The organism is Inquilinus sp. (genome assembly GCF_057815775.1).
Genome location: NZ_JBYRFX010000595.1, coordinates 1 through 22,088 on the forward strand (window position 1 = coordinate 1; position 22,088 = coordinate 22,088).

Consider the following 22,088-nt stretch of genomic DNA (forward strand, 5'->3'; position numbering starts at 1 on the left):
CCCGTTCTCGAAGATGTCCTTCCGGACCAGGTCGAACTGCTCGCGACTGATCGTGATCGCGGTCACGTCGGCGCCGATCTCGGTGGCGGCGAAGCGGGCGAAGCCGCCCCAGCCGCAGCCGATCTCCAGCAGCCGATGGCCGAGCCGCAGATCCAGCCGCTGGGCCAGCAGCGCGTATTTCCGCCGCTGCGCCGCCTCCAGATCCTCGTCCTCTCCGGCAAAAACCGCGGCGGAATAGGTCAGGCTGGGGTCGAGCCAGGCGCCGTAGAAGGCGTTGCCGAGATCATAGTGCCGGGCGATGTTGCGCCGCGCACCGCGCCGGTTGTTCGGCCGCAACCGATGCAGCAGGCGCTGCAGCCCGCGCGACCAGGCCGGCCCGTTCATCGCCTGCTCGATCCCCGCCTCGTTCCGCAGAAAATAGGTGAACAGGGCTGAGATATCCGGGCTGGTCCAATCGCCGTCGAGATAGGCCTCGCAGAAGCCGAGAGTGCCGCCGAACAGGAAGCGCCGTGCCAGCCGGTTGCGGTGGATCTCCAGCACCGCCTCCGGCCCCGGCTCGGTGCCGGCGATCACCCGGCTGCTGCCGTCCGGGAAGCAGATGGTCAGCCGGCCGACGCTCAGCCGGCCGGACAGTGCCAGCATCGCCCGCATCAGCGGCGAGAACCGGTGGATCGATCCGCCAGCGGTGCCGAGCGGCGTGGCGATCGAGGAAGAGGTGTCGTTCGGCATGGATGACAGGGTCATAGGGATGACGGGGTCATGGGTTGTCGGCGGAGGGGAACAGCGTGACCGGCTGGGCCGGCGGCGGCGCGTGGCGGTGCAGCGGCACACCCTTGCGCCACAGCCGCAAGGCCTGCCAATGGATGGCGCCGACCACCTTCAGCGTCATCAGCGGGTGGCGCAGCACGGCGCGCAGGATGCCGCTATCGGTCAGCGCGGCGCGGCGGCCGACCAGGCTGGCGACCAGCACCTCGCCCTCGGCCACCGATTGCTGGATCAGCACCGACAGCCCCGCCCCCGGCGGCGACAGGCGAAAGCGGTAATGCGCCCGCATGGCGATGAAGGGCGAGACGTAGAATTCCTTGCCGCAGCTCTGCACCACCGGGGCCGAGGGCAGCCGGCCGGCATCGACCGGCACGGCATAGCAATGCATCTCGCCGAAGGTGTTGCGCACCTCATAGACGATGGCGGCAAGGCGCCCGGCCGCATCATCGCAGTAATAGACGCTGAGCGGGTTGAAGACGTAGCCGAACAGCCGGGGGAAGCACAGCAGCCGGATCCGGCCGATCGGGCCGAGACCGAGCGGCGCCAGCACCCGTTCGACCCAGGGCCGCAGTGGGCTGCCGTCGCGCGGGCCGTGGTCGCGATCCCGGAAGGACAGCGGCGCCCACCGGTTGTAACCGAAACCGCGCAGCTCCGCCCCCAGCTGCGGCAGCTCGTCGAGGTCGAGCAGCAGGGAGAAGACGCGGTAGGAGAAGCGGTGCCGCACCGGGGCGCTGCGGGTGTGCACCACCCGGCCGTAATACAGCGCCGAATTCACGCCGCCACCGCCGAAGGCCGCGCCGGCCGGCAGTGCCGTGCCGCCGGCGACATGTCCTGCACCGTCCAGGGCCGCTGTGCGCCGAGCGCTTCCGCCACCGCGATGCCCGCCGCCAGCCCGTCCTCGTGGAAGCCGTAGCCGCACCAGGCACCGCAATACCAGATGCCGCCCCGCCCCTGGATCGCCCCGATCGTCGCCTGGGCCGCCAGCGCCCGCCGGTCGAACACCGGGTGGTCGTAGCGAAACCGCGCCAGCTCGGCCCCCGCCCGCGGCGCCTGGAACGGGTTGAGGCTGACGAACACCGGGCGCAGGCCGGGCAGCGGCTGCAGCCGGTTCATCCAGTAGGTGACGCTGACGGCGCCGACGCGGCGCCCCTCGCTGAGGTAATTCCAGCTGCCCCAGGCCCGCCGCCGCCGGGGCATCAGCGCCGGATCGTCATGCAGCACCGCCTCGTTCGCCTGGAAGCGGAAAGCACCCAGCACCTCACGCTCCAGCGGCGTCGGCTCGGCCAGCATCGCCAGGGCCTGGTCGGCATGGGCGGCGACCACCACCTGGTCGAACCGATCCTCATGCCCGGCCGCGTCGTGCACCACGACACCGGTCGGCGCCCGGTGCAGGGATGCGACCGGCACGCCCCGCCGGATCGCGCCGGCGAAGGGGGCGGCCAGCGCTTCGACATAGGCCCGGCTGCCGCCGACGATGCTGCGCCAGGCGGGGCGGTTGCTGACCTGCAGCAACCCATGATTGGCGAAGAACCGGATGAAGGACTGCGCTGGAAAGCCCAGCATCTCGGCGGTCGGGCACGACCAGATCGCCGCCCCCATCGGCAGCAGGTGATCGTCGACGAAGCTGCGGCCGTAGCCGCCAGCGGTGAGGAAGGCGCCGAGTGTCAGGTCGGCCGGCCCCGTCTCCAGCACATCAGGGGCCTCGCGATAGAAGCGTAGGATATCGCGGATCATGCCGTAATGCGCCGGCCGCAGGGCGTTGCGGCGCTGCGCGAACAGCCCGGCCAGCGTGTCGCCGGCATATTCGAAGGCGCCGCCGGCCGCGCTGAACGAAAACGACATGTCGGTCGGCGCTGTCGCGACGCCCAGCTCGGCCAACAGACGGACAAGATTGGGATAGGTGACATCGTTGTGGACGATGAAGCCGGTGTCGACCGCCACGGTGCGGCCGTCCTGCACGACATCGACCGTGTTGGCATGGCCGCCGATCCGGCTGTCGCGCTCGTAAAGCACCACCTCGGCCCGCGACCGCAGCAGATGGGCCGCGCCGAGGCCGGCCACGCCCGTTCCGATCACCGCTATCCGCATGCCGCGCCGCCAAGCCTCCTGATCCTCGTCCGCATGGTCTTACGGCGTCCCATCACGATCAGATCATATCGCCCGGACGGCCGCCAGACCGGGCCGGACAAACGAAAAGGGCGGCACCACCGGCGCCGCCCCTTTCCTCACGATCAGATCGTCGTCAGTTGTTGTTCCGGCCGATGACCACCAGGGACGCGGCGGAGACGGCCAGGCTCTGCACGATCGAGCCGACATCCTTCACCAGGGTGTAGATATCGAACGGGTTCAGGTCGCGCGGCACGATGATGACCGAGCCGGGCGGCACCTTGATCGAGCTGAAGCTCCAGGACGACAGGTCGAGCGGCTGCGCCTGACCGTTCGGCAAGATGACGAAGGCCCGGCTTTCATCCGCCGCACTGGTCGTCCCGCCGGCGAGACTGATGTAGTCGTCCGCCGACTGCTTGCCGCCATACTGGACCGTGCCGGGGTTGAGCACCTCACCCGAGATGGTCACGAAGAGCGGGCGCTTGGGGACGAACAGCCTGTCGCCCTGCTCGAGCACGAAATCGAGTTCCGGCCGCGCCGCGAGCACCGTCGGATCGGCCTCGACGACGACGCGTCCGGCGGCCGGGATCGTCTTCAGTTCCTGGATCAGGCTTTCGATCGCCGGCAGGGAATCGGCCGCGTTCTTGCCGCTATCATTCGAGGTCTGGACCAGCTGCGGCAACCCGGCCTGGATCTCCCGGGCCGTCCGCACATAACCATCCTGCTGCTGCAGGCGCACGGCCTCGCGGGTGAATACCGCCCCATAGGGGAAGGCCTGGTTGGTGTAGCCGCCGGCCCGCTGCATCAGCTGCAGCAGGGTCTCGCCCCGCCGGATCACGTAGCGGCCGGGATGGGTGAATTCGCCGGCCAGGGAGACCGTGCCCTCTTCCCGCAGCTGCTGGCTTTCCGGGATGCGGACGCTGTCGCCGGGATTGAGCCGGAGCGAGGCCGTGGTCGCGCCGAGACTCTGCACCGACCGCCAGGAACCACTGAGGTTGGACGGTGACAGGGTCGAGAAGTAACCAACCTCGATCGCCGACTTATCGGCCTCGATCGTGGTGCCGCCGGCAATGTCGAGCACGGTGGCGAGCGAGGTGCCGGGGATGATCGGGTAGCTGCCCGGCACGCGGACCTGGCCTTCGAGCGAGACCACATGCTCGATGACGAAGGGCAGCAGGTCCGGGACGTCGTCGAAGACCTGCGGACAGGCGCGGGAGACCTGCAGTCCACCGGGATCGTTCTGAAGCGTTTGGCGGGCGTTGCGGAACCGCCCGGTGGAGTCGTTGCGCACCGCCTCGGCCAGCGATCGCAGGCCAAGGCAGGTCGGACCACTCGCGACCGCAATCGCCGGCTGCGGCGAGGCGACCAGCGTCTGGGTCTGGGGGTTCTGCGACTGATCCGACGCCTGGGTCTTGGCCGCACTTGGCTGCACCCCGTTCAGCATCGTCTGGACGTCGTCCGAACCGAGATACCGGATGTCCTCGCGCGACAGCACGATCAGCTTCTCACGGTCACGCAGCCGTAGGTTGCCGGCGCCACGCAGCGCCACGCCGAGATTGACAGGCACGAATTTGCGGATCCGCGAACCCGGGTCGGTGGTCTGGATCACGCCGAAGGGCATATAGGCATCGTCCGCCAGGATCGGCGGATCGGACAGCAGCGCCCGCAGGGTCGGCGCGCTGGTCAGCGGCCGCACGCCGGCCACAGTGACATTGCCGGTGACCGAGACGCTGCCGACACGCAGATCCTGCGACAGCGACACCTGGATGATATCGCCGGTCTGGACCGGGACCGCGGTCTGCCCGGCCAGGTTCTGAACCAGGTCCTGGCCATTGCGGTCGCGCCGCAGCAGGTTGAACCGGTTGCCGGACGGCCGGATCGGGCCGCCGGCATAGTCCAGCATCTCCGCGACGCTGAGCGGGCCGGTGGCATCCGCCGGCATCTCGAAGATGCCCGGGCGGACCACGTCGCCGGCCACCGCGACGGTGCGCCCGATGGTCGGGATCGCGATCCGGTCGCCATCCTGCAATTGCAGGTCGACGTCGCCGGAGGTGCCGGTGAGGAAGCCGTAGAGATCGACGATCTTGGTCTGGCCCTGCCGGATCAGCATGACCGATCGCAGCGAACCGGTCTTCTTCACGCCGCCGCCAGCAGTCAGCGCATCGACCAGGGTCGAGAAGCTGGTCAGACTCTGGGCGCCGGGCCGGCTGACCTCGCCAGTCAAGGTGACCGAGATCGCCCGCACGTCGCCCAGCGACACGAACGCTTCGGTGCTGACGTAATTCTCCTTCACCCGGGTCTCGATCTCGCGCCGCAGATCGCCGAACGATCGGCCGGACTCCGGGATCGGCGGCAGGTCCTGGAGGATCAGGCGGCCCTCGCGGTCCACCGTGGCACTGATGCCCTGATTCACCTGGCCGCGCAGCGTCACCACGATCTGATCGCCGATGCCGACCATATAGGTCTCGCCGACCGCGCCGCTGATCACCTGGCTGGCGACGGTGCCGCCCGTGAAGACATCGTAGCCGAACTGGCTGATGTCGCCGCTGAGTCGGCGCTGGTAGTCGAGCTCGATGCGCGATGCCGGGACGGTGGTGACCGTCGATGACGCCAGCGGCGGCGACACGACCGGCGCCACCGTCACCGCGGCCGGGGCGGTCGCGGGAACCCGGGGGCCGCTGGGGATTGTGGTGCCATCAGGCAGGGCACCGCCCTGCTGCAGCTGCGAGGGATTGATGCCAAGCTGCTGAAGCTGGTCGACCAAGGCATTGAGCTGGGCCTGACCGGCGACCGGGGTCAGTGCGAGAACACCGCCCGCGAGCAGTGTGACGCCGAACCCATAACGGAGAAGCCGGCCGGGCCGACGCGTCCGGCGCCGTGCATCGCGGCCACCGTCATTCTGCACAGGCTTCATATTCCCCCGCTTCACCAAAATGCCCGATTGCGACGCTGATCGAGCCAACGCCCCCCAATGACCCCATCTTCTGACCGATCTGTTCGGCAAAGAAAACCGGAATCACTCCCTTGTCCCTCTCAACCCGAGGCGCAGACTTCGATTGTCCCGCCGCCCTGGCCACGGATTTTCTTCAGCCGTTCCAACACCCGGCAGGCATAGGCGAACTGCCGATCCGGGTCGCTGGAGTGATAATGCGCGATTGCCTGCAGCCAGTTGCCATACTTGTCGAACAGGTGCCGCAGGAAATACGCGCCGTAGATCACATTGTATTGTGGCTGAAAGATGAGCGTGTAATCCGGCAGCGTCTCCTTGTGATAGCGCAAGGAAATCTGCATGCAGCCGACATCGATGTTCGGGCTGTCGCCGCCCCCGTTGTCCTCGATCGCAGCCCGCATGGCGGCGAGGCTGCCCGGGAACATCGGCCGGCCGCCGATGTTCAGCGCCCAGGGATAGGGTTCGCCATCTCCCCCCGATTCGGTCTGGGCGATCGCCAGCAGCATCCCCTGGGGAATGCCGAAGGCACCCTCCATCGCCATGATGTAGGGGGTGCATCTCTCCTGCGCCTGCGCCGCCGCGGCCGTGACGACCAAGCCGAGCACCAGCGCCGCGAGCCCCGCGACCCATCGCTTTTTCATCAACGCAAACGGCTTCCCCGCCAATCGATGCCGTGCTTCTAGCACAGGCGGACGCCAAGGAAGAACCCCCCGGGCTCAGACCGGTCGGCCGGCCCGGACCACGCCCCGGCATGGATTGAAGGCGATGCGATAGGACAGCTCGGCCGGATCCGCCACGTCCCAGAACACGAAATCCGCCGCCAGGCCGACGGCGAGCCGGCCGCACTCCTGGGCCAGCCCCAGCGCCCGGGCGGCGTTGCGTGTGACCCCGGCCAGTGCCTCTTCCGGCGTCAGGCGGAACAGGGTGCAGCCCATGTTCAGCATCAGCAGCAGGGAGGTCGCGGGCGAGGTGCCAGGGTTGTTGTCGGTGGCCAGAGCGATCGGCACGCCATGCCGGCGGAACGCCGCGACCGGCGGCAGTTGGGTTTCGCGCAGGAAATAGTAGGCGCCGGGCAGCAGCACCGCGACGGTGCCGGCCCGCCCCATCGCCATCGCGCCGGATTCGCTGGTGTATTCCAGATGATCGGCCGACAGCGCGCCGAAGCGGGCGGCCAGCGCCGCACCATCCTGGTCGGACAGCTGGTCGGCATGCAGCTTGACCGGAAGGCCAAGGGCCTGCGCCGCCCGGAACACACGCTCCACCTGGGCCGGGGAAAAGGCGATCTTCTCGCCGAAGGCGTCGACGGCGTCGGCCAGGCCCTCGCGGGCGATCGCCGGCAGCATCTCCTCGACAACGCGGTCGAGGTAGCGGTCCGGGTGGTCGCGGTCTTCCGCCGGCACCGCATGGGCGCCCAGGAAGCTGCGGCGGACCCGGATCCCGCTGTCGTGGCTCAGCCGGCCGGCGACGCGCAGCATCTTGGATTCGGTCGCGAGGTCGAGGCCGTAGCCGGACTTGATCTCGACGGTGGTCACGCCTTCGGCCGCCAGCGCGTCCAGCCGGCGCCGGGCCGATTGCAGCAGCGACTCCTCATCCGCCGCCCGGGTGGCCGTCACGGTCGAGACGATGCCGCCGCCAGACCGCGCGATCTCCTCATAGCTTGCGCCATGCAGGCGCATGGCGAATTCGCGGGCGCGGTCGCCGCCATGCACCAGATGGGTGTGGCAATCGATCAGCCCCGGCGTCACCCAGGCGCCGCCGGCATCCTCAACCACCGCGGCCAGCCGATCCGGCGCGCCCGGCAGATCCGCCTGCGGCCCGACCCAGGCGATGCGGCCCGCCTCGGTGGCGATCGCCCCCTCCGGAATAGCGCCATAGCCGTCGCCGTCCATCGTCGCCAGCCGTGCATTGATCCAGAGCCGGTCCCACATCGCTCTTTCCCTTCGGCGATCCGCGTCTATTGTGCCTGACCGCGCTTCATCTCACGGGACGCCGCCTCTTGACCACGCGCTATTTCGCCAAGACCGCCCTGCTGGCCGACGGTTGGGCCGAAAATGTCCTGATCGAGGTCGACGCCGACGGCAATTTCGCCCGCGTCACCGCTGGTGCCGACTCCCGCGATGCCGAGTCGATCGCCGGCATCGCCCTGCCCGGCATGACCAACCTGCACAGCCACGCCTTCCAGCGGGCCATGGCCGGGCTGGCCGAGACCGCCACCGGACCCGGCGACGATTTCTGGAGCTGGCGCGAGCAGATGTATCGCTTTGTCCGCGTGCTCGACCCGGCGCAGGTCGAGGCGATCGCGGCCCAGCTCTACATCGAGATGCTGAAGGCCGGCTACACCGCGGTGGCGGAATTCCACTACCTGCACCATCAGCCCGACGGCACCCCCTATGCCGACCGAGCCGAGCTGTCGCACCGGGTCATCGCCGCCGCCAAGGCAGCCGGCATCGGCATCGCCCATCTGCCGGTGCTGTACAACACCGGCGGCTTCGGCGGGCAGAAGGCCGGCGACGGCCAGCGCCGCTTCCTGAACGATGCCGACGGCATCCTCGACATCGCCGCCCGGCTGCGCGCGCACTATTCCGGCGACCCCGACATCCGCATCGGCATCGCGCCGCATTCGTTGCGGGCGGTGCCACCCGAGATGCTGGCGGCGACGGTCGCCGGGATCCAATCGGCCGACCCGGCGGCGCCAATCCACATCCACATCGCCGAGCAGGTGAAGGAGGTGGAGCAGTGCGTGGCCTGGAGCGGCGCCCGGCCGGTCGAATGGCTGCTGGACCACGCCGCGGTCGACCACCGCTGGTGCCTGATTCACGCCACCCATCTGACCGAGGCGGAAACGACGGGCATCGCGGCCAGCCGGGCCATCGCCGGGCTGTGCCCGACCACCGAGGCCAATCTCGGTGACGGCCTGTTCCCCCTCGCCCCCTATCTCGCCGCCGGCGGCCGGCTCGGCATCGGTTCGGACAGCCACATCTCGGTCGGCGTGATCGAGGAGCTGCGCTGGCTCGAATACGGCCAGCGCCTGCTGCACCGGAAGCGCGGCGTCGCCGCCAGCCCGGCCCGGCCGGCGGTCGGCGCCACCCTGTTCCAGGCGGCGGTCGATGGCGGCGCCCAGGCGATCGGCCGGTCCTCCGGCCGGATCGAGGCCGGGGCGCGCGCCGATCTCATCGTGCTGGACCGCGACCACCCGGTGCTGGTCGGCCGCAGCGGCGATGCGGTGCTGGACAGCTTCGTCTTCGCCGGCAACGAGTCGCCGATCCGCGATGTCATGGCCGGCGGCCGCTGGCGGGTGCGCGACCGGCATCACGCCGAGGAAGAGGTGGTGGCGGCCCGCTTCCGGGCCGTGATGGGCACGCTGCTGGCCTGAGTGACCAAAAGAAACGGGCCCCGGAATCCGGGGCCCGATGAGGTAAACAGGGAGGCTCACTCGAGCGCAAACACGCCATCGAGCAGCCTTCAATCTAGTCCGGCCTTTGCGCCCATGCTGTGACGGGGGTCACTGGCCGGTGAATTCGGCCGTTCAACCCGGAACCGCAGCCGTCTGGCCGGCCGGAACCGCGAAGATCTGGCCGGGATAGATCAGGTCCGGGTTGCGGATCTGGTCGCCATTGGCCTGGTAGATCACGGTGTAGCGCAGGCCCTGGCCGTAGACCCGGCGGGCGATCCGCCACAGGCTGTTGCCGGGCTGGACCACGACCCGCCCCTCGGCCACGGCGATCTCGGCCGGCGTCGCCCGCTGGAACGGAATCTCGGCCCGCCCGGTCACATGGCCGGAGGCATCGAGCTGGTCGGCCCGCATGTGGTACACGCCGGGTTCGATCCCGCCATCCGCCTGGATGCGGAACAACCCTTGGCCGTCGGTGCGGCCTTCGCCGACGGACCGGTCGTCGAGATAGAGCCGGATCACGGCTTCGGCAGCACCGCGGCCGCTGACGATGACGGCACCGCCGTCGCCATAGTCGATGACGTCGATCGACGGCAGCGGACCACCCGCAGCCGGCGGCAGCTGACCAGCCGCGGCCGGAAGCGACGGCGTGGCCCGGTTGGCGACCGGTGCCTGCAACACGGTGGACGCGCCGTTCCCCTGCTGTGGGGTCAGCACCACCAGCGGACTGGTGTCGCCGCCGGCGGCCGGACGGCCGGCGATATCGCGGCCCCGCTGCGGCACCACCACCATCGCCACCTCGGAGGACGCGGCGGCCGGGCCGCCATCGGCGACGCGCAGCGACAGCTGGTGGTCGCCCGAAGCGATCGGCGCGTCGGCGACGAAGACCCAGGTGCCGGACGCATCCGCCTCGGCCGAGCCGATCTGCTTGTCGCCGTCGAAGATCAGGATGCGGGCCCCGGCCGGGCCGCGCCCGGCGATGGTGACCGCGCCGTCGGCGCTGACCCGGATCGCATCGAAGCCGAGGACGCTCCGCCCGCCCGCAGCCGGCGCTGCCGGGCCGGTCGCCGCGGGGCCGGATGATGGCGGCGTCGATGCCAATGCGGCCGCCGGCTGCGGTGCCGACGGAGTGGCACCTGCGTCGGATGCTGACGAAGCCGGAGCCGGTGACGGAGCTGAAGCCGCAGCGCCGCCGGTGTCGGGCTGGGCGGCCATCGGACCGGCCGAGGCCATGGCTTGGCTGCCGCCGGGCGCCGCACCGTCGTGATCGCTCGGGCCCGCGGTGGCCGATGCAGGTGCAGGGGACGGCGCTCCGGACGGCGGAGATGCGGCTGCGGCAGATGAGGAGGCCGGTGTGGCCGGGGACTGGACCGGAGCTGCGGCTGCCGCCGGCTGAGGTGCTTCGGCTTTCGGCGCCGCCGGCACGGACGCCATGGCATTGGGAGCAACCGGTGCGGCGACCGATGGCGCCGACGCGACCGTCGGCGGCGATACCGCCGGATGTGGCTGTCCGCTGAATTCGCGCACGGCGAGAATGGCCGCAAGCACGACGAGCGCGCTGCCGCCGATGAGCAGGATTGTCTTCAACGCCGGAACCGCCCCGATATTTTATTCCGTCCAACCTATCTGCATGGTCACGGACTCGCAACAAACCGCTGCGTCCCGCTGCATCGAAACTTGCCCCAGGGGCAGGCCCACCCTAATGTCGCGCCGCCGGCCCCGCCGGTGCCTGCCCCCCGCCTTGGACCCGTGCGATCATGGCCGACATCCGTTCCCTCTGCGTCTATTGCGGCTCCGCCGCCCGCGTCGACGAAAAGTACAAGACCGCGGCCGCCCGGCTCGGCGCCCTGATCGCCGCCCGCGGCCTGCAGCTGGTCTATGGCGGCGGCCGGGTCGGGCTGATGGGCATCACCGCCGATGCCGCCCTCGGCGCCGGCGGCAAGGTCGTCGGCATCATCCCGGAGCACATCCAGGCGCTGGAGGTCGAGCACACCGGCCTGACCGAGCTGCATGTCGTCGACAGCATGCACACGCGCAAGCAGATGATGTTCGACCGGTCCGACGCCTTCATCGTCCTGCCCGGCGGCCTGGGCACCCTGGACGAGGCCTTCGAGATGATGACCTGGCTGCAGCTGAAGCTGCACGACAAGCCGATCGTCTTCGTCGATGTCGACGGCTTCTGGCGCCCGTTCCTGCGCCTGGTCGACCACATGATCGCCCAGGGCTTCTGCCGGCCGGAGACCCGCGACCTGTTCCAGGTGGTCGAGACGGTCGACGAGGTGTTCGGCGCCATCGCCGCGCCGGTGCCGATCGTGGGCCTGGCCAGCGACAAATGAGTGTAGGCCCCTCTGCTTTCGTCCCCCGCCGCCGGGTGCTATAAGCCCGACCATTCCCCGTCCGAAGCCGAAAGATCCCGATATGGCCAAGATCAAGGTCAAGACCCCGGTCGTCGAACTCGATGGCGACGAGATGACGCGCATCATCTGGCAGTTCATCAAGGACAAGCTGATCCTGCCGTACCTCGACATCGACCTGCACTACTACGATCTCGGGGTCGAGTATCGCGACAAGACGGACGATCAGGTGACGATCGATTCCGCCGAGGCGATCAAGAAATACGGCGTGGGCGTGAAGTGCGCCACCATCACCCCCGATGAAGCGCGGGTGGAGGAATTCAAGCTCAAGAAGATGTGGAAGTCGCCGAACGGGACGATCCGCAACATCGTCGGCGGCACCATCTTCCGCGAGCCGATCATCTGCCGCAACGTGCCGCGCCTGGTGCCCGGCTGGCGCAAGCCGATCATCGTCGGCCGCCATGCCTTCGGCGACCAGTACCGCGCCACCGACTTCAAGGTGCCGGGCCCCGGCACCCTGACCATGACCTTCACCCCCGCGGATGGCAGCCAGCCGACCGAGATGGAGGTCTTCAAGTTCCCCGGCGCCGGTGTCGCGCTCAGCATGTACAATTTGGACGAGTCGATCCGCGGCTTCGCCCAGTCGTCGCTGACCTACGGCCTGCTGCGCAACATGCCGGTCTACCTGTCGACCAAGAACACCATCCTCAAGGGCTATGACGGGCGCTTCAAAGACATCTTCCAGGAGGTGTTCGACGCCGAGTTCAAGGACCGGTTCAAGGCCGCCGGCCTGACCTATGAGCATCGCCTGATCGACGACATGGTCGCGTCGGCGATGAAGTGGGAAGGCGGCTTCGTCTGGGCCTGCAAGAACTATGACGGCGACGTGCAGTCGGATTCGATCGCCCAGGGCTTCGGCTCGCTCGGCCTGATGACCTCGGTGCTGCTGACCCCCGACGGCAAGACGGTCGAGGCCGAGGCGGCGCACGGCACGGTGACCCGCCACTACCGCGAGCACCAGAAAGGCCGCGCGACCTCGACCAATCCGATCGCGTCGATCTTCGCCTGGACCCAGGGCTTGGCCTACCGCGCCCGCTTCGACGAGACGCCGGAGCTGCTGCGCTTCTCCGAGACGCTGGAGAAGGTCTGCGTCGAGACGGTCGAGGCCGGCCACATGACCAAGGATCTCGCCATCCTGATCGGGCCGGACCAGCCCTGGATGACGACCGAGCAGTTCCTGGACAAGCTGGACCAGAACCTGCAGGTGGCGATGGGCTGAGGCCCTTCGCCAGACAGACGAAAAGGGCCGGCTTTTGCCGGCCCTTCTTTTTTTGCTCACGCGCGGCCTACGGCCCGATCACGTTGCGGATCGACAGCCCGTTCATCGTCGCATCGAGCGGCACCGGCTGCCCGGCAGGACCGCAGACATAGCCATAGATACTGTCCGGCTGCCGCGACATGTAGTAGACCGCGCAGTTCTTGGGCGTGGACGTGCCGATGCCGATTTCGATGCGCCGATACTGGGCCAGGAAGCCGTTCACCGACTTTTGATCGCCATTCACCGTCCGCGATCCGCCGACGCCGAACATGTGCTCGACCATTCTCGTCAGCCGGCCGATCGCATTGGGATCGCTGGTGTAGTAGTTGCCGCTCAACTTGATCCACTGGACTTCGCCGACATGGGGACCGGCGGCGAAGCGAGCCCGGTTCTCCTTCTGGTAGCCGTAGTCGAGCTGGATTTCCTTATGCACGGTGTCCTGCCCCGCGGCCCCGGCAAAGGGCCCGGACACGAACTCGATCGGCGCGTCTTCCGCCGATGCCGGTCCCATCAGCGCCGCCCAGGCGATCAGCCCGGCGGCGATCTGCATCGCATATCGAACCATTCTTCCCCCTAGATGATGCCGTCCGGAATGCCTGCGGCCGTTTCGATCAGCCCCCCTTACGGCCCGATGACGCCCTTGACGGACAGCCCCTGTAGGATCGCGACGACCGGCACGGTCTGCCCATCCTGCCGGCACATGAAGCCGATGACGCTGTCCCTGAGGCGCCGGAGCTGGAACACACCGCACCGCCTGGACACGCCAGCGAGATCGACGATGCGGAACTGCCCGTTGAATCCCCCGACACCGGTGCGGTCGCCGGTGACGACGGTCGCGCCCGTCGCCTTGAAGATATCCCGGAGGTCGTCGGTCAGGCCCCCCAGGCCGGTGTCCTGCCAGACATAGTTTCCGCTCAGCCGGGACCACTGGACCCAGGCGACCGTTCCCGCACCAAAAAAGCTCGCGGATTCCGTAACCTGGGTGCCACGTTCCGCCAGGTTGTTATCTTCCTTGTGCTTCACGTCTTCCGCGGCGACCCCTGCGAGCGGCCCGGAAACGAACGAAATCAGCGACGGCTCCGCCGCTGCGGGCAAGGAAAACGCCGCCAAGGCAAGCAGCCCGCCAGCGGCCCACGCGATCAATCGAACCATCTATTATCCCCCTTCGATGACCCCGGCGCGGGGTCGTTCCCCCACGGCCTTACGGCGAAATCACTCCTGAAATCGACAACCCCTGCATGACGGCGATCAGCGGCACCGTCTGCCCGTCCTGTCGGCAGGCGAAGCCGATGATGTTGTTCTTGGCCCGGCCGAGCTGGAAGATACCGCAGCGATTCGGCGTGCCGGTCAGGTCGACGATGCGGTACTGGCCGTTGAAACCGCTGACCGTGGTGCGATCGCCGATCAGGACCGTCGCACCCTTGGCCTTGAAAGCCCGCTGCACATCGCCGGTCAGCCCGCCCAGGCTGTCATTGTGCCAGACATAGTTGCCGGCCAGACGCGACCACTGGACCCAGGCCAGCGTTCCACTTTTGTTGAAAAGGGCGGATTCCGTGACCTGAGTGCCGCGCTCCACGAGGTTGTTGTCTTCCTCGTGCTTCACGTTTTCCGCGGCGACCCCTGCGAGCGGCCCGGAAACGAACGAAATCAGCGACGGCTCCGCAGCCGAAGGCAGGGAAAACGCTGCCAAGGCAAGCAGCCCGGCGGCGGCCCGCACGACCAATCGAACCATTTCTTCCCCCCTTCGACACCGCCAACGCGGGGTCGTTCCCCCGCTGCCTTACGGCGATATCACGCCCGAAATCGACAGCCCCTGCAACACGGCGAGCAACGGCACGGTCTGACCATCCTGCCGGCAGACGAACCCGATGATCTGGTTCTGGTTGCGCGCGAGACGGAACACGCCGCATCGATTGGGCGTCCCGACCAAATCGACGATCCGATATTGTCCGTTGAAGCCACTGATAGCGGCGCGGTCGCCGGTGATGACCGTGGCACTCGTCGCTTTGAAGGCCGCCCGGACATCATCCGTCAGCGGGCCCAGGCCATAGTCGCGCCATATATAATTGCCGCTCAGCCGGGACCACCGGACCCGGGCCAGCATCCCGCCGCTGTGGAAGATGGCAGATTCCGTGACCTGGGTGCCGCCTTCCACGAGATTGCTGTTTTCCACATGCTTCACATCGTCAGCGGCGACCCCTGCGAGCGGCCCGGAGACGAACGAGATCAGCGACGGCTCCGCCGCCGCGGGCAAAGAAAACGCCGCCAGGGCAAGCAGCCCGGCGGCGCAGGATAAAATGCTTCGAACCATGATTCCCCCCATATCTGGGAGAATTAATGCCGAAGCACTGCCATTTTCGCGAGGGAAATCGTCAACCCTTAAGCGATCTCACGCCCGCATGATGACGGTGCGTTCCTCGTCCCGCCGCTTGCCCGGCGGCTGATAGGCGATGGCGGCGTGCTCGGCGCAATACGGCAGGTTGCCGTGGGCGGACTTGCCGCAGAAATGGAAATCCTTGTCGCGCGGATCACCGATCGGCCATTTGCACATCCGCTCGGTCAGGTTGAGGATGGTCGCGCCGCCTGGCTTGCGCTCCGGCACCGGCTTGGCCGGAACCTTCGTCACGACCGGCGCAGCCGCAGCCTCGGCGGCGGCCACCACGACCTCTTCTTCCTCGTCTTCCTTGCGCTTGATCGGCGACGGCCGCCCGGACAGCTCCAGGCGATGGGCCTTGCCGATCACGGCATTGCGAGAGACACCCCCCAGCATTTCGGCGATCTCGCTTGCGCTTTTCCCGTTTCCCCAAAGCTGGCGCAGTTGCGCCACCCTCTCATCGGTCCAGGACATCCGCTTCTCCCAAGATCACGCGCGAGCGATGCGCGTACCACATATTGCGGCTTCGGACGCAGACGCTACCACATCCGCGAACGCCACGACAGAACCTTTCAAGCCCCTCCGGCAGGTCAGGCGGCCAGCGCCGCCTCGACCGCCGCGAGTGCATCGCCGGCACGGGCCGCGTCGGGCCCGCCTGCCTGCGCCATGTCAGGGCGGCCCCCGCCACCCTTGCCGCCGGCAGCCTCGGCCGCGGCGCGCACCAGCGCCACGGCGTCGAACCGTCCGGTCAGATCCTCGGTCACGCCGATGCAGACCGACAGCTTGCCGTCGGCCCGGCCGATCAGGGCGATGACGCCGGAGCCGATCTGCTGCTTCAGCGCATCGGCCATCGGCTTCAGCTCACGGGCCGGCAGGTCGTCGATGATCCGGCCGGTGAACTTGACCCCGGCGATCTCCTTGACCTCGGCGGCTGCCCCGCCCTCGCCCGCCGTCGCCAGCTTGCGCCGGAGGTCGGAGACCTCGCGCTCCAGCCGGCGGCGCTCCTCGACCAGGGCGGCCAGCCGCACCGGCAGCTCCTCGGGCGTCACCTTCAGGGCCGCGGCGGCGTCGATCAGCAGCGCGTCGCGATGGGCGGCATGGGCCACGGCGCCCTCGCCGGTCACCGCCTCGATCCGGCGGATGCCCGCGGCGACGGCGCCTTCCGACACCAGCCGGAAGCCGCCGATATCGCCGGTGCGGCCGACATGGGTGCCGCCGCACAGCTCCTGCGAATAGACCTTGTTGCCGTCATGGCCCATGCCGACGACGCGCACGGTGTCGCCGTATTTCTCGCCGAACAGCGCCATGGCGCCTGCGGCAATCGCGTCCTCCGGCGTCATCAGCCGGGTGGTGACCAGCGCGTTCTCGCGGATCCGGGCATTGACCTCGGCCTCGACCACGGCGATGTCCTCGGCCGTCAGCGGCCGCGGCTGGCTGACGTCGAAGCGCAGCCGTTCCGGCGCCACCAGCGACCCCTTCTGGGTCACGTGGTCGCCCAGCCGGCGGCGCAGCGCCTCATGCAGCAGATGGGTGGCCGAATGGTTGGCGCGGATCGCGCTGCGGCGGTCATGATCGACCTTCAACTCGACCGCGTCGCCGACCTTGAGCGTGCCGCCGGAGACGGTGCCGATATGGGCCCACAGCACGCCGGCCTGCTTCTGGGTGTCGCGCACGGCAACGCTGGCGCCACCGACGCCGCCCGCCAGGACGATGGTGCCGGCATCGCCGGTCTGGCCGCCGCTTTCGCCATAGAATGGCGTCTGGTTGACCAGGACCACGACCTCGGCGCCCGCCCCGGCCTGGTCGACCGACTTGCCGTCGACCACCAACGCCGTGACCACACCTTCCGCGATCTCGGTATCATACCCAAGGAATTCAGTGGGTTCGAGCTTTTCCTTCAACTCAAACCACACCGCGCCGGTGGCGGCATCGCCTGAGCCGGACCAGGCCTTGCGGGCCTCGGCGCGCTGGTGGTTCATCGCTGTCTGGAAGCCGGCGGTGTCGACGGTCCGGCCCTGGCCGCGCAGCACGTCCTGGGTCAAATCCAGCGGGAAGCCATAGGTGTCGTACAACTTGAACGCCACGTCGCCCGGCAGCGCCTGGCCGTCGCCCAGCCGGTCGGTCTCGTCCTCAAGCAGGCGCAGGCCGCGGTGCAGCGTCTGCTTGAAGCGGGCTTCCTCCAGCTTCAGCGCCTCGGTGATCAGCGCCTCGGCCCGCACCAGCTCCGGGAAGGCCGCACCCATCTGGCGCACCAGCGCCGGCACCAGCCGGTACATCACCGGGTCGTGCGCGCCCATCAGATGGGCGTGGCGCATGGCACGGCGCATGATCCGGCGCAGCACGTAGCCGCGGCCTTCATTCGACGGCATGACGCCGTCGGCCATCAGGAAGGAGGTGGCGCGCAGATGGTCGGCGATGATCCGGTGGCTCATCTTGAACGGGCCGTCCGGATCGGTGTTGGTGACGTCGGCCGAGGCCTCGATCAGCGCCCGCATCAGGTCGATGTCGTAATTGTCGTGCTTGCCCTGCAGCACCGCGGCGATGCGTTCCAGCCCCATGCCGGTGTCGATCGACGGCCGCGGCAGGTCGACGCGCGTCTCCTTCGTCACCTGCTCATACTGCATGAACACGAGATTCCAGATCTCGATGAAGCGGTCGCCATCCTCGTCCGGGCTGCCCGGCGGGCCGCCGGCGATGCCGGGGCCATGGTCGAAGAAGATCTCCGAGCACGGGCCGCACGGGCCGGTGTCGCCCATCGCCCAGAAATTGTCCGAGGTCGGGATGCGGATGATGCGCTCGTCCGGCAGCCCGGCGATCCGCCGCCACAGCGACGCCGCCTCGTCATCGGTGTGATAGACCGTGACCAGCAGCTTGTCCTTGGGCAGGCCGTATTCCTTGGTGATCAGCCCCCAGGCCAGCTCGATCGCCCGTTCCTTGAAATAGTCGCCGAACGAGAAATTCCCCAGCATCTCGAAGAAGGTGTGATGCCGGGCGGTGTAGCCGACATTCTCGAGATCGTTGTGCTTGCCGCCGGCGCGCACGCATTTCTGCGAGGTGGTGGCGCGCTTGTAGGGCCGCGTCTCCATGCCGGTGAAGACGTTCTTGAACTGCACCATGCCGGAGTTGGTGAACAGCAGCGTCGGGTCGTTCCGCGGCACCAGCGGGCTCGAGGCCACGACCTCGTGGCCGTTCTCGCCGAAGAAGTCGAGGAAGGTGGAGCGGATGTCGTTGACGGTCTGCATCGCGGGGATCGTTCGGCCTCGGGCGGTGCGCCCCCGGGGAACCCGGCGGCCAAGCCGTCGCTTGTAGCGCGCCGGGCCGCCGCCTGTCCAGGAAGCGACTCGATCGAAGTGTTGCCGATGCAACGCGAGTCGCGCCCGGACAGGCCGAAAGCCGGCGAGTCGCGCCACATGGCTTCTTCGTGCCGCGCCCTCCGCCCCACCCCGTCTTCCCGGCTGTCATTCCCGCGAAAGCGGGACTCCCGCTCCCGATGAAGGCGTGACGAGATCCCCGCTTTCGCGGGGATGACCATGTTTTTGGGGCAGTGGAAAAGCAGCCGGTCACCCGGTGTCGGGGCTGTCCGGAACCTCGTCGTCGATGTCGTCATCGAAGTCGAGGGCGAGGGAGTGGCGGAGGCGGATGGCGGCCTCGGCCGGGGGCACGCGGTCGAGCATCGCCTCGACATCGGGCTCGCGCAGCCGGGTCTCCAGCCCGGCCCGGAGGGCGGGGATGAGATCGGGGTAGAGGGCGCCCGCGATCGACCGGTCCATCAGCTCGATCAGCCGGGCCCGGTTCCTGGCGCGGAGTTCGGCCGGGCTGCCGGTCAGCGCCGGGTGCTGCGGGTCCGACCAGTCGGCGGCCTGCCGGTGCCACTGGTCCGAGAGGCCGAGGCCGCAGGCCAGGCCGCCGATGACTGAAGCGATCGGCCGGTCTTCCACCGGGTCGTCCTCGTTGCCATAGAGCGCTTCAAGCTTCCCGCGGAAGCGGCGGGTGAGATTGACGGTCTCTTCGCATTCCCCCTCCGGCTGGGCCGGGTCCCAGATCAGATCCTCCAGGACGGCGTGGACCTGGTTGCGGTGGCGTTCGCGGCGAGGCTTGCGGGTGGCCTCGCGTTCGGCGGCCGCGGCCTTGTCGCTGGCGCACAGGCGGTCGGCGGCACGGCCGCGCAGGCTCAGGGAGCGTTGCACCAAACGGGCGAAGCGGTCGAAGGCCAGCCCGGCCTCCCGCGCCTCGATCCTGGGGTCGGGATCATCCGCCGTCTGCCCGGCCGGATCGGCCCGCACCTCGGCCGCCCAGTCCTGCGCCGCCAGGGCGCGGGCGCCCTCCCCCTCCGCCAGCTGCATCGCGATCTCGGCGAGGCGGCTGAGCATCTCGATGCCCTGCAGCGCAAGACTGCGGCAGTGGGCCGGGATATCGGGGGGTTCGGGCGCGTTTTGCATGAAACATACCATGAACAAACGCGAGGGCGGTGTCGATGAACACTTCGTTTACTTGCCCTCCCACCCCGGGGCGGCCAAGGTTGGGCTAGACGCCGCGATCTCGGCCTGGAGCCATCGGCGAAAGGCCTGCATGGAGGCGGTCTCCGTCCGGGATTTGAGGCGCGTCAGCCAGTAGCTGCCGGCGGGGGCCGCGACTGCGAAGGGCTGGACGATGCGCCCGGCCGCGATGTCGTCGGCAAACATGGCGACCGGGACCAGCGCCACCCCGGCCCCCTGCGCCGCCGCCTGCACCAGGGTCAGCGAGGAGTCGAACATCCAGCCGCGGAGCTTCGGCGGTTCGATGCCGGCCGCCCTGAACCACAGACCCCATTCGTCGACCCGGTAGGACCGCAGCAGCTGCTCGTTCGCCAGATCCGCCGGGCTGTGCAGGCGCGCCCGCAGCGCTGGGGCACAGACCGGCGACAGGGGCGCGCCCATCAGTGGCAAAGCATCTGTTCCGTGCCAGGCGCCGTCGCCGAACCGGATGAACCAGTCCAGGCCGTCGGCCAGGATGTCGGCGCGATTGTTGTTGGTCTTGACGCGCAGATCCACCGATGGGTGCTGCGCCTTGAACGAGCCCAGCCGCCGCAGCAGCCAGCCGATCCCGAAGGTCGCCACCACGCCGATGGTCAGGATCTCGTGGAAATTGCCCTCCTCGAGCTGGCTGAGCGTGGCGCTCATGCGGCGGAACACGTCGGTCAGCACCGGCAGCAGTGCCAGGCCTTCGTCGGTCAGGGCCAGGCCGCGCGGCAGGCGCTCGAACAGGGTGACGCCCAGCGTCTCCTCCAGCGCCTTCACCTGGTGGCTGATGGCGGTCTGGGTGACCCGCAGCTCCATCCCCGCCCGGGTGAAGCTGCCCAGCCGGGCGGACGCCTCGAAGGCGCGCAGGGCATTGAGCGGCATCTTCGAGACGTCCATCGACCCACCTGGCTTGACCAACATTATCTCATGTCTAAGCGAAGTATTCCTCGTTTGGCTATGGGCATGGCTTCCGCCTATTCAGGGGTCACGGCGCCCCGGCACGACGGCGCCGTCGCGGACGGGGCGGCGACGCCCGCCCGTCCGGCAGCCAATCGAATCATGGAGACAGGAATGACGATCTCGGTATCGCGCCGGGGGGCGCTGGCCGGTTCATTGCTCGCAATCCCGGTCCTCGCCGGCCTTCCCGCCGTGGTAAAGGCGCAAGCCGGCGGCGATGCCGAGGCCCGGCTCGCCGCGCTCGAACGGGCCCAGCCCGGCCGCCTGGGCGTGGCCGCGCTCAACCTGGCCACCGGCGCCCGCATCGGGCACCGGGCCGATGAGCGCTTCCTGATGTGCAGCAGCTTCAAGGCCCTGGCTGCCGGCTTCGTCCTGTCCCGCGTCGACCGCAAGCAGGAGCGGCTGGACCGGCGCATCGTGTTTTCCCAGAAGGACGTGGTGAGCGAGTCGGCGATCGGGGATCGCGTCGGCGGCGCGGGCATGACGGTGGCCGAACTCTGCGACGCCGCCGTGACACACAGCGACAACACGGCCGCCAACCTCATCCTCGCCAGCTTCGGCGGCCCGGCGGGGCTGACCGCCTTCGCCCGCTCCCTCGGCGACGAGGTCACGCGGCTGGACCGGACCGAGCCGACGCTGAACGACTATGCCGGGCCGGGCGATCCCCGCGACACCACCACGCCGGCGGCGATGCTGGAGACCCTGCGCAAGCTGCTGTTCAGCGACGCGCTCTCGCCGGCCTCGCGCCACCAGCTGGCGGCCTGGCTGATCACCACCAAGACCGGCGACGCCCGGCTGCGCGCCGGCTTCCCGGCCGGCTGGCTGGTCGGCGACAAGACCGGGACCGGCGGCAACAAGGCCGGCAGCACCAACGACATCGCCGTCGCCTGGCCGACGGATCGGGGACCGATCATCGTCACCGCCTATTGCGAGGTGCCGTCGAAGTCGCCGGAGCAGCAGAGCGCGGTGGTCGCCGAGATCGGGCGGATCGTCTCGCAGGTCTGAACCGGCCCGGGCCGCCGGCGCGGTCCATCGTGCCGGCGGCCCCTGTTCCACCCGCCCCGACCATCGAGGAGTCGCCCGGCCCATGCGACCGATCCGCCCGATCTCGGCGACCACCGCGCTCTGCTGCTCCGGCGACTTCGACGGCACCTCGCAATAGGCGGCGACGATGATCGGTCCCCGATCCGTCGGCCAGGCGACGGCGATGTCGTTGGTGCTGCCGGCCTTGTTGCCGCCGGTGCCGGTCTTGTCGCCGACCAGCCAGCCGGCCGGGAAGCCGGCGCGCAGCCGGGCGTCGCCCGTCTTGGTGGTGATCAGCCAGGCCGCCAGCTGGTGGCGCGAGGCCGGCGAGAGGGCATCGCTGAACAGCAG

At 68.9% G+C, this 22,088-nt stretch carries 19 protein-coding genes and 1 pseudogene; 4 read left to right on the plus strand and 16 right to left on the minus strand.

The annotated features are described in order from the left end of the window. The 6 genes from AC3XYG_RS20775 to hutI all read right to left on the minus strand — a co-directional run. Window positions 1-744: class I SAM-dependent methyltransferase (locus tag AC3XYG_RS20775; RefSeq protein WP_489141775.1), on the minus strand; the 744-nt coding region annotated here is incomplete at its 3' end. 13 nt (window positions 745-757) lie between these two features. After that, entirely contained in the window at window positions 758-1,540 is a 783-nt protein-coding gene (locus tag AC3XYG_RS20780) for a DUF1365 domain-containing protein (RefSeq protein ID WP_489141776.1), read from the minus strand. Then, window positions 1,537-2,853: an NAD(P)/FAD-dependent oxidoreductase gene (locus AC3XYG_RS20785; RefSeq protein WP_489141777.1), complete on the minus strand. Its 1,317-nt coding sequence runs from the start codon at window positions 2,851-2,853 to the stop codon at window positions 1,537-1,539. The genes AC3XYG_RS20780 and AC3XYG_RS20785 overlap by 4 nt, the downstream gene beginning before the upstream one ends. Before the next feature lie 154 nt (window positions 2,854-3,007). After that, window positions 3,008-5,785 carry an SLBB domain-containing protein gene (locus tag AC3XYG_RS20790; protein ID WP_489141778.1) on the minus strand — a complete coding sequence of 926 codons (2,778 nt, stop codon included), beginning with the start codon at window positions 5,783-5,785 and terminating at the stop codon, window positions 3,008-3,010. 119 nt (window positions 5,786-5,904) lie between these two features. Then, window positions 5,905-6,486, minus strand: a complete 582-nt coding sequence (locus tag AC3XYG_RS20795) for a lytic transglycosylase domain-containing protein (RefSeq protein WP_489141779.1) — start codon at window positions 6,484-6,486, stop codon at window positions 5,905-5,907. Between the two features lie 51 nt (window positions 6,487-6,537). After that, window positions 6,538-7,749 carry an imidazolonepropionase gene (gene hutI / locus AC3XYG_RS20800; RefSeq protein WP_489141780.1) on the minus strand — a complete coding sequence of 404 codons (1,212 nt, stop codon included), beginning with the start codon at window positions 7,747-7,749 and terminating at the stop codon, window positions 6,538-6,540. A gap of 68 nt (window positions 7,750-7,817) precedes the next feature. Here hutI and AC3XYG_RS20805 point away from each other — a divergent pair, with 68 nt between their 5' ends. Beyond that, window positions 7,818-9,194 (plus strand): formimidoylglutamate deiminase, encoded by a 1,377-nt coding sequence (locus AC3XYG_RS20805; RefSeq protein WP_489141781.1) that lies wholly within the window; start codon window positions 7,818-7,820, stop codon window positions 9,192-9,194. A gap of 153 nt (window positions 9,195-9,347) precedes the next feature. Here the strand turns inward: AC3XYG_RS20805 and AC3XYG_RS20810 are convergent, their stop codons facing one another. Continuing rightward, window positions 9,348-10,313 carry a LysM peptidoglycan-binding domain-containing protein gene (locus tag AC3XYG_RS20810; RefSeq protein WP_489141782.1) on the minus strand — a complete coding sequence of 322 codons (966 nt, stop codon included), beginning with the start codon at window positions 10,311-10,313 and terminating at the stop codon, window positions 9,348-9,350. Between the two features lie 656 nt (window positions 10,314-10,969). Between AC3XYG_RS20810 and AC3XYG_RS20815 the strand changes: the two genes are divergently transcribed. Together AC3XYG_RS20815 and AC3XYG_RS20820 are read left to right on the plus strand one after the other, a co-directional pair. Further along, a complete protein-coding gene (locus AC3XYG_RS20815; RefSeq protein WP_489141783.1) occupies window positions 10,970-11,548 on the plus strand; it encodes an LOG family protein in 579 nt (192 codons plus the stop codon). Between the two features lie 82 nt (window positions 11,549-11,630). Continuing rightward, window positions 11,631-12,845, plus strand: a complete 1,215-nt coding sequence (locus AC3XYG_RS20820; protein WP_489141784.1) for an NADP-dependent isocitrate dehydrogenase — start codon at window positions 11,631-11,633, stop codon at window positions 12,843-12,845. A gap of 67 nt (window positions 12,846-12,912) precedes the next feature. Here AC3XYG_RS20820 and AC3XYG_RS20825 read toward each other — a convergent pair whose 3' ends face one another. From AC3XYG_RS20825 to AC3XYG_RS20860, 8 genes are all read right to left on the minus strand, one after another. After that, window positions 12,913-13,449, minus strand: a complete 537-nt coding sequence (locus tag AC3XYG_RS20825) for a hypothetical protein (protein WP_489141785.1) — start codon at window positions 13,447-13,449, stop codon at window positions 12,913-12,915. 56 nt (window positions 13,450-13,505) lie between these two features. Then, entirely contained in the window at window positions 13,506-14,036 is a 531-nt protein-coding gene (locus AC3XYG_RS20830) for a hypothetical protein (protein WP_489141786.1), read from the minus strand. 49 nt (window positions 14,037-14,085) lie between these two features. Continuing rightward, window positions 14,086-14,616: a hypothetical protein gene (locus tag AC3XYG_RS20835; RefSeq protein WP_489141787.1), complete on the minus strand. Its 531-nt coding sequence runs from the start codon at window positions 14,614-14,616 to the stop codon at window positions 14,086-14,088. 48 nt (window positions 14,617-14,664) lie between these two features. Continuing rightward, on the minus strand, window positions 14,665-15,195 hold the full coding sequence (locus AC3XYG_RS20840) for a hypothetical protein (protein ID WP_489141788.1): 531 nt from the start codon (window positions 15,193-15,195) through the stop codon (window positions 14,665-14,667). Between the two features lie 78 nt (window positions 15,196-15,273). Further along, window positions 15,274-15,732, minus strand: a complete 459-nt coding sequence (locus AC3XYG_RS20845) for a GcrA family cell cycle regulator (protein WP_489141789.1) — start codon at window positions 15,730-15,732, stop codon at window positions 15,274-15,276. A 116-nt stretch (window positions 15,733-15,848) separates the two neighbouring features. Further along, entirely contained in the window at window positions 15,849-18,500 is a 2,652-nt protein-coding gene (alaS, locus tag AC3XYG_RS20850; RefSeq protein ID WP_489141790.1) for an alanine--tRNA ligase, read from the minus strand. 318 nt (window positions 18,501-18,818) lie between these two features. Continuing rightward, window positions 18,819-19,697, minus strand: a complete 879-nt coding sequence (locus AC3XYG_RS20855; protein ID WP_489141791.1) for a hypothetical protein — start codon at window positions 19,695-19,697, stop codon at window positions 18,819-18,821. A 48-nt stretch (window positions 19,698-19,745) separates the two neighbouring features. Further along, on the minus strand, window positions 19,746-20,639 hold the full coding sequence (locus AC3XYG_RS20860; protein ID WP_489141792.1) for a LysR family transcriptional regulator: 894 nt from the start codon (window positions 20,637-20,639) through the stop codon (window positions 19,746-19,748). Window positions 20,640-20,828: 189 nt separating this feature from the next. Here AC3XYG_RS20860 and bla point away from each other — a divergent pair, with 189 nt between their 5' ends. Beyond that, window positions 20,829-21,719: a class A beta-lactamase gene (bla, locus tag AC3XYG_RS20865; protein WP_489141793.1), complete on the plus strand. Its 891-nt coding sequence runs from the start codon at window positions 20,829-20,831 to the stop codon at window positions 21,717-21,719. A 150-nt stretch (window positions 21,720-21,869) separates the two neighbouring features. Here the strand turns inward: bla and AC3XYG_RS20870 are convergent. Then, window positions 21,870-22,088 (minus strand): annotated as a pseudogene (locus AC3XYG_RS20870) (serine hydrolase); the annotation flags it as partial.

Excerpts from the sequence above, each read along its gene's own strand:
- AC3XYG_RS20860 (WP_489141792.1), bottom strand. The coding sequence starts at position 20,639 with ATGCCGCTCAATGCCCTGCGCGCCTTCGAGGCGTCCGCCCGGCTGGGC.
- bla (WP_489141793.1), top strand. The coding sequence starts at position 20,829 with ATGACGATCTCGGTATCGCGCCGGGGGGCGCTGGCCGGTTCATTGCTC.
- AC3XYG_RS20790 (WP_489141778.1), bottom strand. The coding sequence starts at position 5,785 with ATGAAGCCTGTGCAGAATGACGGTGGCCGCGATGCACGGCGCCGGACG.
- AC3XYG_RS20785 (WP_489141777.1), bottom strand. The coding sequence starts at position 2,853 with ATGCGGATAGCGGTGATCGGAACGGGCGTGGCCGGCCTCGGCGCGGCC.
- AC3XYG_RS20820 (WP_489141784.1), top strand. The coding sequence starts at position 11,631 with ATGGCCAAGATCAAGGTCAAGACCCCGGTCGTCGAACTCGATGGCGAC.
- AC3XYG_RS20855 (WP_489141791.1), bottom strand. The coding sequence starts at position 19,697 with ATGCAAAACGCGCCCGAACCCCCCGATATCCCGGCCCACTGCCGCAGT.
- hutI (WP_489141780.1), bottom strand. The coding sequence starts at position 7,749 with ATGTGGGACCGGCTCTGGATCAATGCACGGCTGGCGACGATGGACGGC.
- AC3XYG_RS20830 (WP_489141786.1), bottom strand. The coding sequence starts at position 14,036 with ATGGTTCGATTGATCGCGTGGGCCGCTGGCGGGCTGCTTGCCTTGGCG.
- AC3XYG_RS20845 (WP_489141789.1), bottom strand. The coding sequence starts at position 15,732 with ATGTCCTGGACCGATGAGAGGGTGGCGCAACTGCGCCAGCTTTGGGGA.
- alaS (WP_489141790.1), bottom strand. The coding sequence starts at position 18,500 with ATGCAGACCGTCAACGACATCCGCTCCACCTTCCTCGACTTCTTCGGC.
- AC3XYG_RS20825 (WP_489141785.1), bottom strand. The coding sequence starts at position 13,449 with ATGGTTCGATATGCGATGCAGATCGCCGCCGGGCTGATCGCCTGGGCG.
- AC3XYG_RS20815 (WP_489141783.1), top strand. The coding sequence starts at position 10,970 with ATGGCCGACATCCGTTCCCTCTGCGTCTATTGCGGCTCCGCCGCCCGC.
- AC3XYG_RS20840 (WP_489141788.1), bottom strand. The coding sequence starts at position 15,195 with ATGGTTCGAAGCATTTTATCCTGCGCCGCCGGGCTGCTTGCCCTGGCG.
- AC3XYG_RS20835 (WP_489141787.1), bottom strand. The coding sequence starts at position 14,616 with ATGGTTCGATTGGTCGTGCGGGCCGCCGCCGGGCTGCTTGCCTTGGCA.